The sequence below is a fragment of the Stappia sp. BW2 genome (assembly GCF_008107695.1).
Taxonomy (GTDB): domain Bacteria; phylum Pseudomonadota; class Alphaproteobacteria; order Rhizobiales; family Stappiaceae; genus Roseibium.
Map to the genome: position 1 here is coordinate 136212 of NZ_VIRG01000036.1, position 16109 is coordinate 152320.

A 16109-nucleotide genomic window follows, 5' to 3' on the forward strand; every position below is an offset into this window, starting at 1 on the left:
CATGCCCCTGAGGTTACACCGGCCGACCGCAGGCAGAGCCGGAGCCCACCCATTCCAGAGAGGCTATGACGAGGTTCCGGAAGAAGCCGCGCTGCTGCTGACCTCTTCCAGACACCTCACGTCGCGGCGTGTGTTTTTACTGGGTGGCGCCTCATATGGTGTGCTGAGGGCTTTTGCCCTCAATCAGCCCTTCGCATTCATCTCCGCAAAGGTTCCGCCGTTCTCGGCAATCTGCCGCAGGAGAGCCGGGACCTTCCAGTAGTAGGCGTCTTCCTTGGCATAGTCTTCGATGCGGCGGACCAGTTCACCCGCACCGATGACATCGGCCGTGTGCAACGGGCCGCCGCGGAAGCGCGGGAAGCCGTAGCCGTTGAGGAAGACGGCGTCGATGTCGATGGGGCGAAGGGCGACGCCTTCTTCCAGAACGCGCACGGCTTCGGAAATCATCGCGGTCATGAACCGGCTGACGATTTCCTCTTTCGTGAAGCTGCGCGGCGTCACGCCTGCCTTTTCGCGTTCCGCATCGATGATCGAAAGCGCTTCCGGGTTTGGCCGCGGGCCCTGGTCGTCATAGATGTAGAAGCCCTGGCCGGTCTTGCGGCCGAACCAGCCGTTCTCGCAGAGACGGTCGGCAATCGGAATGTAGCGTTCCTCGGCCGGGCGGGTGGCGGCGCGGCGCTTGTTGGCGGCCCAGCTGATGTCGAGCCCGGCAAGGTCGGCGACCTGGTAAGGCCCCATGGCAAAGCCGAAGCCGCGCATGGCTGTATCGATTTCCTCCGGCGAGGCGCCATCCATCATCATGTAATCGGCGGCCTTCTTGTAGAAGGTCATGATGCGATTGCCGATGAAGCCGTCACAGACGCCCGAGCGCACGGCGATCTTCTTCAGTTTCCTGGCCAGCGCGAAACCGGTGGCGACAACGTCGGCGCCGGTCTTTTCGGCAACCACCACTTCCAGAAGCCGCATGACATGGGCGGGCGAGAAGAAGTGCAGGCCGATGACATCCTGCGGGCGCTCGGTCGTCGCCGCGATCTCGTTGATGTCGAGATAGGACGTGTTGGAGGCAAGCACGGTGCCCGGTTTGCAGACCTTGTCCAGTGTCTGGAAAATGTCGCGCTTGACGCTCATTTCCTCAAACACGGCCTCGATGACGAGATCGGCATCGGACAGCGCGGCGAGATCCGTCGAGGTCTTGAGTTTGGCGGCCAGAATGTCGTCGCGGGCTTCACTGGAAAGTTTGCCGCGTTTGACGGCGCCTTCCAGGTTCCTGGTGATCGTTTCAACACCGCGGTCGAGGCCTCCCTGATCGCGTTCGGTCAGGGTCACCGGCAGGCCGGCCAGCAGGATAGCGGTCGCGATACCGGACCCCATGGTGCCGCCGCCGATGACGCCAACGGCGTTGATGTCGCGCGTGGTCGCGGACGCTTCCGGGATCTTGGTGACGGCACGTTCGGAAAAGAAGGCATGGATCAGACCTGCGCGCTGCGGGCTTGCCATACATTCCTCGTACAGCCGGCGCTCTTCGGTCATGCCCTCGCGGATCGGCAGGTGGCAGGCTTCGACGGCGTCGACGCATTTGTGCGGCGAGAACAGTAGTGGCTGGCTTTTGGCAAGCTTGGCGCGCATCGCTTCGATGGCGGCCCGGTCCGGTTCGGCGGTCAATTCGCCTGTCTTGCGGTTGGGCAGGTCGCCGGCCAGCAGATCCTTGGCCGAAGACAGTGCGATGTCACGCGGATCGCCCTCTACGATCCGGTCGATCAACCCGTTGGCCAGGGCATCGTCGGCACCTATCGGCTTGCCGCTGGTGATCATGTCGAGGGCCACCGCGATGCCCGCAAGCCGGGGTGCGCGCTGGGTGCCGCCAGCACCCGGCAGAATGCCGAGCGTGACTTCCGGAAGACCCACCTTCGCGCCCTTCAGCGCGACACGCGCATGGCACGACATGGCAACTTCCAGACCACCGCCAAGCGTGGTGCCGTGCAGGACACAGACAACGGGCTTCGACGCGTTTTCGATGAAATTGCACAGCTCGGGCAGCCACGGATCAAGCGGCGGCTTGCCGAACTCGCGAATGTCGGCGCCGGCAATGAAGGTGCGGCCCTTGGCATAAAGTGCGATCACCTCAACGCCATCCGTCTGCTGCAGCGTATCCACGGCCTGCCACAGTCCGGATCGGATGGCATGGGAGGCGGCGTTGACCGGCGGGTTGTCGAGGGCGATGAGGCCGACAGAGCCGTTGATCTCGATTGAGACGACGTCGTTGATACCGGTTTCGCCGGCAAGGGTTTCTGTAGGCATGAATTCCTCCCAGGGCGCCAATCGCGGGCGCGGATTTTGGGCCGGATTGTCAGGTCCGGGCAGAGCTTGTCAAGGTGACCGAAGAGGGCAAGCGGTGCGGTCAGCCCTTGTGCGGTGCTTTTGGCGTGAAAGCGCAGCGGTCAGGCTTCAGGTCGATAAGCGGGGTGCCGTCGAGGCAGTCAAGCCCGCGTACGATCAGATTGGGCCCATCGACGGAAACGAGTTTGGCCAGAACGGTGCCAATCGGGTTTGGCCGGACGGGCGAGCGCAGGGCGAAGGTGCCGAATATGTTTTCGCTATGAGCCGGGTTCTGGACCACCAGGTCCCGCCTGGCCTTGTCGAGCCAGTAGAGCACTTCCACACTGTCGTAGGCCTCGATGCCCTGCAATGCCGGCACCCAGGGGTCGAAAATCTGGATCCGGCATTCCGGGCCGTCCACGCTGCCCTGACGTGGGCAGTCCTTGCGCTCCTTAAAGGGGGTGTGGATCCTGCCGATGAAAAAGAGCCTGGCATCGTCCGGTTCCGTTATGGGAACCGAGATTTCGTGCGGGCGGATATCGCTCATCGTGTCTTTCCTGAATGAATGCCTGAAGGAGGGCTGAATGTGCGAGGGACCGACGAGAGGCCGTTCGGGTCAAGCGGACAACCAGCGGACAGCGCCGTGACCGTCGAGGTCATAGCCGCCAAGCGCCGCGGCCTTGCCCTGAAACTCCGGTGTCCGCGCGAACTCGAACAGCTTTTGAACAGGCGGGGTGAAATAGGAGCGGCGGTCGATCAGAAGGTCGAAGCATTCCTCGGCCAGTGGCACGAACGCCAGTTTGAAAGGCCTTGCCGCGGTTTCGATGCCAAGAGCGGCTTCGGCCTCGCCAGCGGCGACCGCCGATGCCGCATCGTTTTCCGTGTGGGCGGTGGAAGGGCCCAGGGTCAGATCGGCTTCGCTCAGGCCGGCCTCGGCAAGCAGTCTGGAAAAAAGCAGGGCCGTACCCGTACCCGGCTGCCGCATGGCGACGCGTTTGCCTTTCAGGTCGGCAACGGAGCGTATCGTCGTTGCGGCCTCCCGGGAGACAAGCAGGCCGCGTTGACGCTTCGCCCACCCGATCAGGACAGCCTCCTTCGTGTTCAGGCGGCTGACCGATTCGACGTTCCAGCCGGTTTCCTCCGGTAGATGCAGCCCGGCAAGGGCCGCGTCACCGGCGGCAAAGCGGTTCAGACCATCCGCGCTGCCATTACACAACATGGCCAGCCCGCAGCCGGACGCATGAACCGCCCAGTCCAGCAACGGATCGTGGGAGCCGGCCAGGACGCCAGGGCGTTCGCGTGCGTTGGCCGCAGTTGGCCCTTCGATCCAGGAACGGAGTTCAGCTGCGGGAAAAAGCAGCTTGCCCGTGATCCGCCGATGCGGAATCTCGTTGGCGGCGGCAAGGTCGTAAACCTTGCGCTCCTTGACCCTCAAAAGGTCGGCCACTTCCTTCGTGGTCAGAAACTGTAGGTGCTGAGTGCCGGTGTCTTGCAAAGCGTCGCCCATGGTTGAATGACAGGACCTTACCGGAGGAACTTCCGGAGAGACAAGACCGTCCGGACGGTCTTCAGCTTGATGGTTTCACGGACAGGCAAAACCGTACCGACCGGCTCGAGCACGTCTGGCGTGCATGATTGCACGGGGTGCGCAACCGGAAGTAAGCCGCAGTCGCAGCAGGTTTGCCGCTTTGCACAAGTGCCCCTCCGGGCTTTGCCGGGCGGGTTTTTCGGTGTCGGCAGGCAATCGGCTTCCATTTTGCGGCCCGTTTGGCGGATGACGCAGCCAGAGCATTCCGTGACGTAATGGGGCCACATGCGCAAGTTTGCTTGCGCGAAACTCTTCCAGAAGCGCAAAAACGTACGTTTCTGCGCAGTAAAGATCGACAAAACCGGCCGAAGATATTTTTTTCGCCGGATGCATCTTCGCGAGTAAAAATTCCTCCTCACTGCCGCGTTGCAAAATATTAAGTCGGCCCCTGTTCAAAAAATATCCAATTTTTTTTCATAACCCCTTTCCAAAGGGCAGTAATTTTGTTTTTCTATGCGCGTTCGCACCAAGCGATAGCTCTTTGGGGACGGAGGTTACCTGAGGGTTATTGGTCGTGCGTCTAATAATAATGATAGAACCTGACTTGGGGACACAATGGCGAATACACGGGGCGCTGCTGTTAAGTATGATGGCGTTCAAAAGAGCTATGACGGGGAAACCCTGGTCGTAAAGAACCTCAATCTCGATATTCCGCCGGGCGAATTTCTGACCATGCTCGGTCCGTCCGGTTCCGGCAAAACCACCTGCCTGATGATGCTGGCCGGTTTCGAACCGGCAACGCACGGCGAAATCTATCTGAACGACCGCCCGATCAATAACGTGCCGCCGCACAAGCGCGGCATCGGCATGGTCTTCCAGAATTACGCCCTGTTTCCGCACATGACGGTGGCCGAGAACCTCGCCTTTCCGCTTCAGGTGCGTGGTGTCGGCAAGGCCGACCAGCAGGAAAAGGTCAAGCGGGCGCTGGAGATGGTTGAGCTTGGTGCCTTCGGCAATCGTCGCCCGGCCCAATTGTCCGGTGGCCAGCAGCAGCGCGTCGCCGTGGCCCGCGCCCTGGTGTTCGACCCGGAACTGGTGCTGATGGACGAACCGCTCGGCGCACTCGACAAGCAGCTGCGCGAGCAGATGCAGTACGAGATCAAGCACATTCACGAGAATCTGGGTGTCACCGTGGTCTATGTGACCCACGATCAGACCGAGGCGCTGACCATGTCGGATCGTGTCGCGGTGTTCAACGACGGTATCATCCAGCAGCTGTCGACGCCGGACGACCTCTACGAGGATCCGCAAAATTCCTTCGTTGCCCAGTTCATCGGGGAAAACAACAAGCTGAACGGCAAGGTCGTTGAGATCAGCGGTTCGGAATGCCTTGTTGAAATCGATGACGGTACGAGGCTCAAGGCCGACAAGGTCAACGTGGACGCTGTCGGCGACAAGACGACCTTGTCCCTGCGGCCCGAGCGGGTGGAATTCGACACCGTCGACACGATGGACAATTTGGTCAATGGCCGGATCGAGGAACTTATCTATCTCGGTGACCATATCCGCGTTCGCATGAATGTGGGCGGCAACGACGAGTTCATCGTCAAGGTTCGCAACCGCGGAGAAAAGCGCAAGCTCGCTGTAGGCGAGACAGTGCAAGTAGGCTGGGCGCTGAACGACTGTAAAGCGCTTGATGCGGTTGTCTGAAATCGCGCGGCGGCCAGTCCATGGCCGCCAGCGACTAAAACGGAAAAATCCGTTAAATCCTAAAAGAGGGAGCTAACTCACATGAAGCTCAAAACTGTAGTTCTCGCAGGCACCGCTCTGGCATTTGCCGGCAGCGCAGCCATGGCGAAAGACATGACCATCGTTTCCTGGGGCGGTGCCTATCAGGCCTCCCAGAAAGCTGCCTACGCGGACCCGTATGTTGCAGAACACCCGGACATCAACGTTATCTGGGATGAGTCTTCGAATGAGGCTGTCGCAAAACTGCGCGCCATGAACGAAGCCGGCAACATCACCTGGGATCTGGTTGACGTGGTTGCTTCCGATGCCATCCGTCTGTGCGACGAAGGCCTGGCGATGGAAATCGACCCGGACACCGATCTTGCAGACGCTCCGGACGGCACCAAGGCTTCGGATGACTTCGGCGACCTGCTGGTATCCGAGTGCTTCATTCCGCAGATCGTTTACTCCACCACCTTCGGCTACCGGTCCGACGTTGACGAGTGGAACGGCAAGGAGCCGGACGACATCTGTGACGTGTTCGATCTGGAAACGTTCCCGGGCAAGCGCTCGCTGGAAAAGCGCCCGATCAACAACATGGAATGGGCTCTTCTATGCGACGGCGTGCCGAAGGAAGAAGTCTACAACGTTCTTGAGACCGAAGAAGGTCAGGAGCGCGCTTTCAAGAAGCTCGACACCATCAAGGACAACGTTGTCTGGTGGTCCGCAGGTGCGGAAACACCGCAGCTTCTGGCCGACAAGGAAGTCGTGATCGGCTCCACCTATAACGGCCGCCTGTTCTCCCTGATCGAAGAGCAGAAGCAGCCGGTGAAGATGCTGTGGGACGCCCAGGTGTTCGACCTTGACGGCTGGATCATCCCGGCCGGTCTGCCGGAAGACCGCCTCGCCATGGTTGAGGACTTCGTCAAATTCGCCACCGACACTCAGCGTCTGGCGGATCAGGCGAAATACATCTCCTACGGCCCGGCTCGCAAGTCTTCGGCTCCGCTGGTTGGCAAGCATGCCGATCTCGGTATCGATATGGCTCCGCACATGCCGACCGATCCGGCAAACGCCAAGAACACCTTCCTCTATAACTACGAGTGGTGGGCTGATTACCGTGACGACATCGACGCCAAATTCCAGGCGTGGCTGGCTCAGTAATCATCTGAAGCTGTCCGCGTTCGGATGAATGCGGCCAGATGAGAAACCGGTCCGGGTGGGGCAGCGCTCCACCCGGATCTCCCAACGGATTTGCGGAAGACTGTTTCATGAGCGATACCCACGCGGGCGAGGTTCTGACGACGAAAGACGGCAAGCCGCTGAAGGCATCTCTTGCCAAGGCGCTGCGCCGCGAGAAGCTGCGCGCCCTGGCGCTGATTGCGCCTCTGCTGATTTTTGTTCTGCTCACCTTTGTAGCGCCGATCGTGGACATGCTGTTCCGCTCGGTCGAAAACGGGATCGTGGAAGACACTCTTCCCAAGACCGTTGTCGCTTTGCAGGAGTGGGATCCGACGTCCGGCCAGGCGCCTGACGAAACCGTCTTCGCGGCCCTTTATGACGACATGGTTGTCGCCGTGGAAGAGAAGACCCACACCCGCCTCGGTTCACGCCTCAACTATGAGGAAACCGGCCTCTCCAGCCTGTTCCGAAAGACGGGACGTGGCGTCAAGCGTATGGATGAAGCCGGTCCCTACAAGGAACAGTTCATCGACGTGGACAAAGACTGGGGCACCGTCGAAACCTGGCAGGTGCTCAAACGGTTCTCACCGCGTTACACGCCCGGTTATTTCCTGAATGCCTTCGACGCGCAGCAAACCGCAAACGGTATCGAACTGAAGCCGGAAGACGAACGGATCTACATGTTCCTGTTCGGCCGCACCCTGTTCCTGTCCGTCGCGATCACCTTGTCCTGTCTGCTTCTGGGCTATCCGATCGCGTACCTGCTGTCGGCCTTGCCACTGCGCTCGTCCAACCTGCTGATGATCCTGGTGCTACTGCCCTTCTGGACATCGCTTCTGGTGCGGACGTCCGCCTGGAAGGTGCTGTTGCAGCAACAGGGGGTCATCAACGATTTCCTTGTCTGGACAGGTATCATAAGTGACGCCGGACGACTTGTGATGATCAACAACCAGACAGGTACGATCATCGCCATGACGCATATCCTGCTGCCGTTCATGATCCTGCCGCTCTATTCGGTCATGAAAACCATTTCGCCGTCCTATGTGCGTGCGGCCAAGAGCCTTGGCGCCAATGACTGGACGGCCTTCTGGCGGGTGTATTTCCCGCAGACCATTCCAGGTATCGGCGCGGGTGCCGTGCTCGTCTTCATTCTGTCGATCGGCTACTACATCACCCCGGAACTGGTGGGTGGCACGTCGGGCATCTTCATCTCGAACCGGATCGCCTACCATATCTCGTCCTCGCTCAACTGGGGTCTGGGCGCGGCGCTCGGCACGTTGCTGCTCGTGGCGGTCATGGTCCTCTTTGTTGTCTACGACAAGATCGTCGGCATCGATAACGTGAAACTCGGATAGGTGGCGGCATGAGTGCACTTCCTCCCTACGCGTCTCCTCTCCAGCGGACCTGGTACTATTCGTTCCGGGTGATCTGTGGACTGATCTTCTTCTTCCTGATCTTCCCGATCCTGGTGATCCTGCCGCTCAGCTTCAACGCGGAGAACTTCTTCACCTTCACCAAGGAAATGCTGGCGCTTGACCCGGCCGGCTATTCCCTGAAGCACTACCAGGACTTCTTCACCAATCCGGACTGGCAGCAGGCGCTGACCAATTCGGTGCTGATCGCGCCGGTGGCGACAATCCTGGCAACGGGTTTCGGGACGCTGGCGGCCATCGGCCTGTCCCAGTCCCATGTGCCTTACAAGTCCGCGATCATGGCAGTGCTGATCTCGCCGATGATCGTGCCGCTGATCATTTCTGCGGCGGGCATGTACTTCTTCTATTCGCGCATTGGTCTTCAGGGTACCTATTGGGGGGTCGTTCTGGCCCATGCCGCACTTGGCACGCCTTTCGTCATCATCACTGTGACGGCGACGCTGGTCGGCTTCGACCGAAGCCTTGTGCGGGCATCGGCAAGCCTCGGTGCAAACCCGGTCACCACCTTTTTCAAGGTGCAGATGCCGCTGATCATTCCAGGTGTCGTCTCCGGTGCGCTGTTTGCCTTCATCACGTCCTTCGACGAAGTGGTGGTGGTGCTGTTCCTCGGCTCTGCCGGTCAGAAGACCCTGCCTTGGCAGATGTTCACCGGGCTGCGTGAACAAATCTCGCCGACCATTTTGGCCGTGGCATCGCTGATGGTGGCTATTTCCATCTGTCTGCTGACTGTGCTGGAGCTGCTGCGCCGCAGGTCCGAACGCCTGAGAGGTCTGTCGCCGGGCTGATCCCGGACGGGCGTGAAGAGCGCCCCGCTGCTTTCAAATTGAGCCGGTGGCGGAACGCCAGTCACCGGGTGGAGACAGGGTCTCCCGGTAGCATGACATTGTGAATTTGGGCCTGGCGGGCCGGCTTCTTCGCGGAAGCCGGCCCGTTTTGCGTTTCAGGCCCCGGAAACCGAAACCGGACCAAACGGAAGGAGCCTTCAATGAGCAACGACATGATCCGCATTTATGAAATGAACAACGGAGAGAAGGCGTTTTCACCCTTCTCAGCCGCCGAAATGGACAGCCGCCAGGCGAAGCTTCGCAAGCTGATGGAAGACCGGCAGATAGATGCCGCCCTGTTCACCTCCTATCACAACATCTGCTACTACTCGGGCTTCCTCTATTGTTACTTCGGCCGCAAGTACGGCTTCCTGGTGACCCAGGACAAGGCAACCACGATTGCAGCCGGTATCGATGGGGGCCAGCCCTGGCGCAGGACCCATGGCGATACGGTGATCTATACCGACTGGCGCCGGGACAATTATTTCCACGCCATCCAGTCACTGCTTGGCATGCCCAATCCGTCGGTCAAGCGCATCGGCATCGAGTACGATCACGTTTCCCTCGACATGCTGAAGCTTCTGGAAGCGGCGCTGCCGGGTGTGGAACTGGTCGATATTGCTGCCGATGCCATGGCGCAGCGCACGATCAAGAGCGACGAGGAGCACGTTCTGATCCGCGAGGGTGCGCGCATCGGTGATATCGGCGGGGCAGCCTTGGTAGAAGCGGTTCAGGCCGGTGTTCCCGAGCACGAAATCGCCATGGCCTCGACCAATGCCATGATCCGGGAAATCGCGAAGTCCTTTCCGTTCGTTGAACTGATGGACACCTGGACCTGGTTCCAGTCGGGTCTCAATACGGACGGAGCCCACAACCCGGTGACCAACAAGAGGGTGGAAGCGGGCGACATCCTCAGCCTCAACTGTTTCCCGATGATCTTCGGCTATTACACCGCACTGGAGCGGACGTTGTTCTGTGAATATGCTTCCGACGAACATCTGCGCCTGTGGGAGATCAACTGCCATGTTCACCGCGAGGGGCTGAAGCGCATCCAGCCGGGCGCACGCTGCTGCGATATCGCAACCGAGCTCAACGACATCTACCGCAGCCATGATCTCCTGAAATACCGCAGCTTCGGCTACGGTCATTCCTTCGGCGTGCTCAGCCATTACTACGGCCGGGAAGCCTCGGTGGAACTGCGCGAGGATGTCGAGACCGTGCTTCAGCCAGGCATGGTCGTTTCCATGGAACCGATGATCATGATCCCGGAAGGTCAGGCCGGCGCGGGCGGTTATCGCGAACATGACATTCTGATCGTCACGGAAGACGGGGCTGAAAACATCACCGGCTTTCCGTTCGGCCCGGAGCACAACATCGTGCCAAAACGATAAGACGGTAAATCTCCGCGATTGAGGCAGCGCCAGCGACAGGATGCAGGCATCTTGCCGCCGGGAGGCGCAGGTGTCTGCAAACCTATTATCGAGGCGGGCGAAAGCTTGCGCGGGGGAAGGCTGCCTTGGTCGGCGTGTCTTTTTCAAGGTGTCCACGGCCTTGCGACGTCGTCGGCAAAAGCATGCGGCTTTGGATCAATGCGGTAATTCCTGGTCTTTGCGTTGCTCTGACCAAGGTGTCGCTACACACGTGCGGTGGAAACTCAAAGTTTAGAGTTGGGCTGCTATGCTAATCAGGTACAATTCAGTAACCAATCGCGGTTGATATACTCTTGGCAGTGAGAGACGCCGTATTGCTAAAGACGTGACCTATCGATGACGCGAGTTCAATCGGCCAGAAATTCCAGCTTTCTCGTATAAAAACAGAAGTGCACCCTTTGCTGGTGCAATTGACCACGCCAGCGGGGGAATAAAAATGCAGGCACCTTCTGAAGGCATATCCTTGAATTCCGGTCTGCCGCAGATGATTCACCTGGATTTGGACATCAAGGACTTTTGCACCGACTGGACCCATTGCGATCTCATGTCGGGGTACATCGCCCGGATGGTCAGCCACAACCGGCTGGATTCGCTCCTGTTCTCCAATCTCTATTCGTCGGCCTTGAACGAACTGCTGGAAGCCGTCTACCGGACGCATGGTTCGAGCGGAAAACTGCAATGCGCGGTTCAGCGCGACGGCAATGTCGACCGGATCGAACTGACCTTTCCGGTCGATGAGGAGACCTACAAGGTCTACGAGGCGGCGATTGCCAAAGTAAACGGCGATGACGCCGAAACGCTGTATCTGGAGGCGCTTTTTGCTGACGCCGAACCGGATGCGAGTCTTGGACTTTTGGAACTCGGCGTCGATTACGGCGCCCGGCTTGCCATCGGACGGATTGAAGACGGCCGCATGAGACTGGTCGCGGAGCTTGTGCTTGAGGACGACGCAGAATGATCGCTGATAATATGACACAGGCCTTTCAGTGGACCTTTAACGAGAACGATCAGGAGTTCTCCCTGCATGGCAGCTTGCGCCCCGAGCGGGCCGATGAGCTGAATGGCTGCTTTTCCGCGATGGAGCAGTCCGTCGGCAAGGTGAGCGGCAAGTTCTACGTCAATGTCAGACGCCTTGTGCGCATGAACAACGTCGCCTTCCATGCCTTTGCCGGCAAAATTCTGGATCTTGTGCGCAACCGAAGCGACCTGAGCGTTCACGTCACGACCTCGAGCGTGGTTGGCTGGGCAACGCGCAAGTTCGCCGTGCTTGAGACAATGTCCGACAAGATCACCGTCAGCGAATACGACAACGAATTCTATCCGGGTCAGTCGTTCGTTGAGGACAGCGAGTTCATTCATGTTCTGCGGACGCAGACCAAACTTACCTGGCGGCACGAAAAGGAACTTCTGCGCAAGCACGGCCTGAAACCGGGCATGCAGGTGGCCGACATTTGCTGCGGCATCGGCGATTTTGCCGTGCTTCTGCAAAAGGAATTCGAGCCGGATAGGCTGGTCGCACTGGACCACTCCAGATCCAGCCTCGACTATGCGCGCCGTGTCGCGGCCGATTTCGGTGTCAGGGGCATTGAATACGTCTTCGGCGATGCTGCGGACATGCTGCTGGAAGACAATCAGTTCGATTTCGTGACCTGCCGCCATTCCCTGCAGGTTTTCGACCAGCCGGAGCTGATCCTGAAGGAGCTTTACCGCATCTGCAAGCCGGGTGGCCGTATCTACGTTACCAACGAAAAGAACTCGCACTGCCTTGGCGAACCGAGATCGGAAAGCATTCAGTGGACCTACAATGAGGTCGCCAAACTCTGGCACCATTTCGATATGGATATCGAAATCGGCCCGAAGAGCCGGCGCCTCCTGATCGACGGTGGCTTTGAAAATGTGACCATCGGGTCCTTCATGGTCACCAACACGGATGGCGATCCGCAGGACTTCGCGGATGTGATTGCGTCGTGGAAAAATCTCTTTGCCGGCAAAATGGCTGAGGAACGCGGCGACAGCGCCGAATTCATCGAACGTTTCGCCAAAGGGTTCGACGACCATATCTTCGCAGCGCTCCATCCCAAGGGATATGCAGGCTGGCCGATCTGGGTTGCTTCGGGACGTAAGCCGCTATGAATGCACCTGTAACGGATCCTCAGACCGAAAAGCAGATCGGCCGCTTTTCCATGCGAAGCTTTCGGGCCAAATTCATGCTTGTGGTCGGCGTCGCAGTTCTGTTCGATCTCGCGCTCGCCGGCGGCATCGGCATCTGGAACGTGCAGAAACTGTCCAGGGATGCGACGGAGCAGGTCGGTGAAGGTCTGACCACCGCCACGGAAGACTATCTGCAGACCTATATCGACACCACGGCCTTCCGGGCCGACCTCCTGATTGAGCGCGTCCATTCCGAACTTGAGACGCTCGCCTCGTCGATGCAGACACTGATCGACCACCCGCAGGTGCAGGAAGCGGTCGGAAACACCATCGAAGGCAGTCCAGCGTTTTCGTCTGACCTGGTCTATGACGAAACGGGCGGCTGGTCGCAGAATACGGCGGGTGTTCCGTCTGCGGTCAGCGTCTGGGGTTATTTGCTGGATGAAAACAAGAACCCGGTTCCCAAGGCCGCCGAAGAGCTGAAGCACAGTTCCTTCCTCAGCCTTGTCGGTCCGTCGATGATGTCGACAGGCGCGCCTAAGCTGCAGATCTACTACGTCGGCCCCAAGGACGCGTCGATCATGCGTGCGACGCCTTATTCGGAACAGGCGCAGACATTCGACCTCTTGTATCCCGGTCACAACGAAGGTGCGAACTTCTGGGATTTCTTCTTTCCCGGCGTCTACGAAGGCTGGCAGGACTGGATCAAGGATCCGTCCTCCAGACCGGTGGACTCCAATATCGTCACCACCGCCCCCTATATCGATGCGATCACGGGCAAGCTGATCGTCAGCTTCTTCCATCCCCTGTGGACGCAGGATCGCAAGGACGTTGCGGGCATGGTCGCGGTCGACATCACGCTTGAGCAGCTGACCTCGCTTGTCGAAAGCCTTGAGATCTCGGAAAACGGCTTCGGTTTCCTGACGATGTCCGACGGCAATGTCGTGGCAACTCCGAAGGCCGGCGAACAGACCCTGGGTCTGGTCTCCAGCGATGTCAGCGGCCAAGGGGTGACCGGCGTGAACCGGAACCTCAAGGAAAGCAGCCAGCCGGCCATCGCGTCTCTTGAGCTGAGCGCCAAGGACGAGACCGTCATCCAGCACATCTTCCTTGAGAACGATGGCGAAGAGATCCCCTATCTTCTGGTTCTCAAGCAGCTCAATCCGACGAACCTCTGGGATGGTGCCGGTATCACCTCGGAAACGATGACGCTCGGTTTCGTCGTGTCCGAACGCGAGATCTACCAGTCGCTGATCGATGCCACCAACAACATCTCGGAAGCGACGGCCCGCATTCTGAACTATCAGCTCATTGCTTTCTGCGTCAGTATTTTCGTGGTGTTCGTCGCGGTCTATGCCATCTCCGGCCGCATCACCAAGGGCCTGTCACAACTGGCCGAAGCGGCGCGCGCCCTTCAGAACAAGGACTATTCGGTCCGCGTTGCCATTCCGACCCGCGACGAGGTCGCGGCTGTGGGGCTGGCCTTCAACCGCATGGCGGAAGAGATCAGCTATCACACCGAGAACCTTGAGAATCTCGTTGAGGAGCGCACCAGCAAGCTGGAAACCGCGAACCGCGAAATCGGCGAGCTCAACAAGCGGTTGAAGTCGGAAAACCTGCGCCTCGGGGCGGAACTGGATGTTGCCAAGCGCATTCAGGAAATGGTTCTGCCGCGCCTCAGCGAACTGGAAGTCATTCCGCAGATCGAGATTGCCGCCTTCATGGAACCGGCGGACGAGGTCGGCGGCGATTATTACGACGTTCTGTTCGACGGCAGCCGCATCAAGGTCGGTATCGGCGATGTGACCGGCCATGGTCTGGAAAGCGGCGTCCTGATGCTGATGGTGCAGTCGGTTGCCCGGGCGCTTCAGGAAAAAGGCGACAAGGACCCGATCGCCTTCCTGGATGTGCTGAACCGTGCCGTCTACAAGAACATCACCCGCACCAGATCCGACAAGCACCTGACGCTCGCCTTCGTCGATTATGAGGACGGCCAGGTCACCCTGTCCGGCCAGCATGAGGAAGTGCTGATCATCCGTGCCAATGGAGACACCGAGCGCATCGATACGATGGATCTCGGTTTCCCGGTCGGGCTAGAGGCTGATATTTCTCCCTTCGTGGCGACACTGGATCTCGCGTTCGGACCGGAGGACATTCTCATCCTGCACACGGACGGGATCACGGAGGCGGAAAACGACAAGGGCGAGATGTATGGCCTCGACCGGCTTGCCCAGAGCGCTCATGAAAACCGCGAAAAAACCGCGAAAGGTATTGCGGCGGCGGTCATTCATGATGTGAAGTCGCATATCGGCGACTACAAGGTATTTGATGACATCACTCTTGTTGTGTTGAAGCATAGGTAAGGCATGGTCGAGGATTTTGGAGAGACGACGGCTGTGAACGGCGGAGACGCGAGACAGTTTTGTCTCACGTTGAAGGCAGAGCCGCTGGAGCTGAGCTGGCATCACTGCGGCCTTACGTCGGATTTTATCGGGGAATATTTCAGCCGGGCCTGCGGCAAGGGCATCGACCAGGTCGATGCGCGCCACAGCATCAGTTACATGATCAACGAGATCCTTGAAAATGCGATCAAGTTCCGTCACGGCGGTGACGTCACGATTCACAGCTCGCTGGAAGAACAGACCTTCGAAATCCGGATCGTGAACTGCATCGACCACGAAACGGCCACAAGGTTTCAAGGTCACCTGAAAAGCCTACTCGAACGCGAACCGGGAGAGCTGCTTCTGGAGCGTATCGAGGAGAACGCCCTTGACCCGGATTCCTCCGGCTCGGGCCTCGGTTTGCTCACACTTATGAGCGACTACGAAGCCAAATTGGGCTGGTCTTTCGCGTCTGAGCGTGTAAGTGAAGGCGTTGAGTTGACGACATATGCGTCTTTGCGACTTTCCTGATCGCTGACAAATTCCAAAGGAAGATACCAAAATGGAAATCAGCACGAACGATTACCGCGTTTGGACTGAAGGCTCCGACATCCACTACGAAGGAACGATGCGGCTTTCAGGAACGGACGCCTATGCCCCTATTCTGGAGATCATGAATTCCGTTCTGGCAGCCAAGCCGGAGCTTATCACCATGGATCTGACAAGCCTGGAATTTCTGAACAGCTCCGGCATCAACCTGCTCGCCAAATTCACGATCGAAATCAGAAAGCAGCCGGAAGTCGGCGTTCGCGTTCTCGGGTCCAAGTCCATTCCCTGGCAGTCGAAATCGCTCCGCAACCTGCAGCGTCTGCACCCGGCGCTTGAACTGACGATTTCCTGATCCTGCAGCCTGCTGCAAGCACACCGGAAATGCCCGCAAACTTCCGGCCTCGGTTTCAAGAGCGCCGGATGTTTTGTGACTGTCGTTGGGGCATGGACTGCGCTCCACCAGATGAGCGCTTAAATCTTCTGCCGAACCTGACGGCCAGCCTCCCCAGCCGTTTTGAATTCCAGAGATCTTGAAACCGAGGCGTTTCAAAGTCCGGGCCGCCGCGGTTGAAGCGCGCATTCGGTGC

The 16109-nt window shown here is 58.9% G+C and carries 13 protein-coding genes; 10 read left to right on the forward strand and 3 right to left on the reverse strand.

The annotated features are described in order from the left end of the window. Positions 1 to 183 precede the first annotated feature (183 nt). From FMN63_RS00885 to FMN63_RS00895, 3 genes are all read right to left on the reverse strand, one after another. Positions 184 to 2298 (reverse strand): 3-hydroxyacyl-CoA dehydrogenase NAD-binding domain-containing protein, encoded by a 2115-nt coding sequence (locus FMN63_RS00885; protein WP_148582063.1) that lies wholly within the window; start codon positions 2296 to 2298, stop codon positions 184 to 186. Positions 2299 to 2398: 100 nt separating this feature from the next. Continuing rightward, positions 2399 to 2863 (reverse strand): tRNA (N6-threonylcarbamoyladenosine(37)-N6)-methyltransferase TrmO, encoded by a 465-nt coding sequence (gene tsaA / locus FMN63_RS00890; protein WP_148582064.1) that lies wholly within the window; start codon positions 2861 to 2863, stop codon positions 2399 to 2401. A 69-nt stretch (positions 2864 to 2932) separates the two neighbouring features. Further along, positions 2933 to 3823 (reverse strand): substrate-binding domain-containing protein, encoded by an 891-nt coding sequence (locus FMN63_RS00895; RefSeq protein WP_148582065.1) that lies wholly within the window; start codon positions 3821 to 3823, stop codon positions 2933 to 2935. A 636-nt stretch (positions 3824 to 4459) separates the two neighbouring features. On the opposite strand from FMN63_RS00895, the gene FMN63_RS00900 reads away from it, so the two are divergent. The 10 genes from FMN63_RS00900 to FMN63_RS00945 all read left to right on the forward strand — a co-directional run bounded on the left by FMN63_RS00900 (position 4460) and on the right by FMN63_RS00945 (position 15874). Then, positions 4460 to 5554: an ABC transporter ATP-binding protein gene (locus FMN63_RS00900; protein WP_148582066.1), complete on the forward strand. Its 1095-nt coding sequence runs from the start codon at positions 4460 to 4462 to the stop codon at positions 5552 to 5554. An 81-nt stretch (positions 5555 to 5635) separates the two neighbouring features. Further along, a complete protein-coding gene (locus tag FMN63_RS00905; protein WP_148582067.1) occupies positions 5636 to 6736 on the forward strand; it encodes an extracellular solute-binding protein in 1101 nt (366 codons plus the stop codon). Positions 6737 to 6843: 107 nt separating this feature from the next. Beyond that, positions 6844 to 8109, forward strand: coding sequence for an ABC transporter permease (locus FMN63_RS00910; protein WP_148582068.1), 1266 nt, complete (start codon positions 6844 to 6846; stop codon positions 8107 to 8109). Positions 8110 to 8117: 8 nt separating this feature from the next. After that, positions 8118 to 8972, forward strand: a complete 855-nt coding sequence (locus FMN63_RS00915) for an ABC transporter permease (protein ID WP_148582069.1) — start codon at positions 8118 to 8120, stop codon at positions 8970 to 8972. A gap of 200 nt (positions 8973 to 9172) precedes the next feature. Next, complete coding sequence (locus FMN63_RS00920) at positions 9173 to 10402, forward strand: M24 family metallopeptidase (RefSeq protein ID WP_148582070.1); 1230 nt, start codon at positions 9173 to 9175, stop codon at positions 10400 to 10402. A gap of 475 nt (positions 10403 to 10877) precedes the next feature. Then, on the forward strand, positions 10878 to 11399 hold the full coding sequence (locus FMN63_RS00925) for a ubiquinone biosynthesis methyltransferase UbiE (protein ID WP_148582071.1): 522 nt from the start codon (positions 10878 to 10880) through the stop codon (positions 11397 to 11399). Continuing rightward, a complete protein-coding gene (locus FMN63_RS00930; RefSeq protein ID WP_148582072.1) occupies positions 11396 to 12574 on the forward strand; it encodes a class I SAM-dependent methyltransferase in 1179 nt (392 codons plus the stop codon). Before FMN63_RS00925 ends, FMN63_RS00930 begins: the two co-directional genes overlap by 4 nt. Further along, positions 12571 to 14955 carry a SpoIIE family protein phosphatase gene (locus FMN63_RS00935; RefSeq protein ID WP_148582073.1) on the forward strand — a complete coding sequence of 795 codons (2385 nt, stop codon included), beginning with the start codon at positions 12571 to 12573 and terminating at the stop codon, positions 14953 to 14955. Before FMN63_RS00930 ends, FMN63_RS00935 begins: the two co-directional genes overlap by 4 nt. A gap of 3 nt (positions 14956 to 14958) precedes the next feature. Next, on the forward strand, positions 14959 to 15504 hold the full coding sequence (locus FMN63_RS00940) for a slr1658 superfamily regulator (protein WP_148582074.1): 546 nt from the start codon (positions 14959 to 14961) through the stop codon (positions 15502 to 15504). A gap of 31 nt (positions 15505 to 15535) precedes the next feature. Beyond that, positions 15536 to 15874, forward strand: a complete 339-nt coding sequence (locus FMN63_RS00945; protein WP_148582075.1) for a slr1659 superfamily regulator — start codon at positions 15536 to 15538, stop codon at positions 15872 to 15874. Positions 15875 to 16109: the final 235 nt, after the last annotated feature.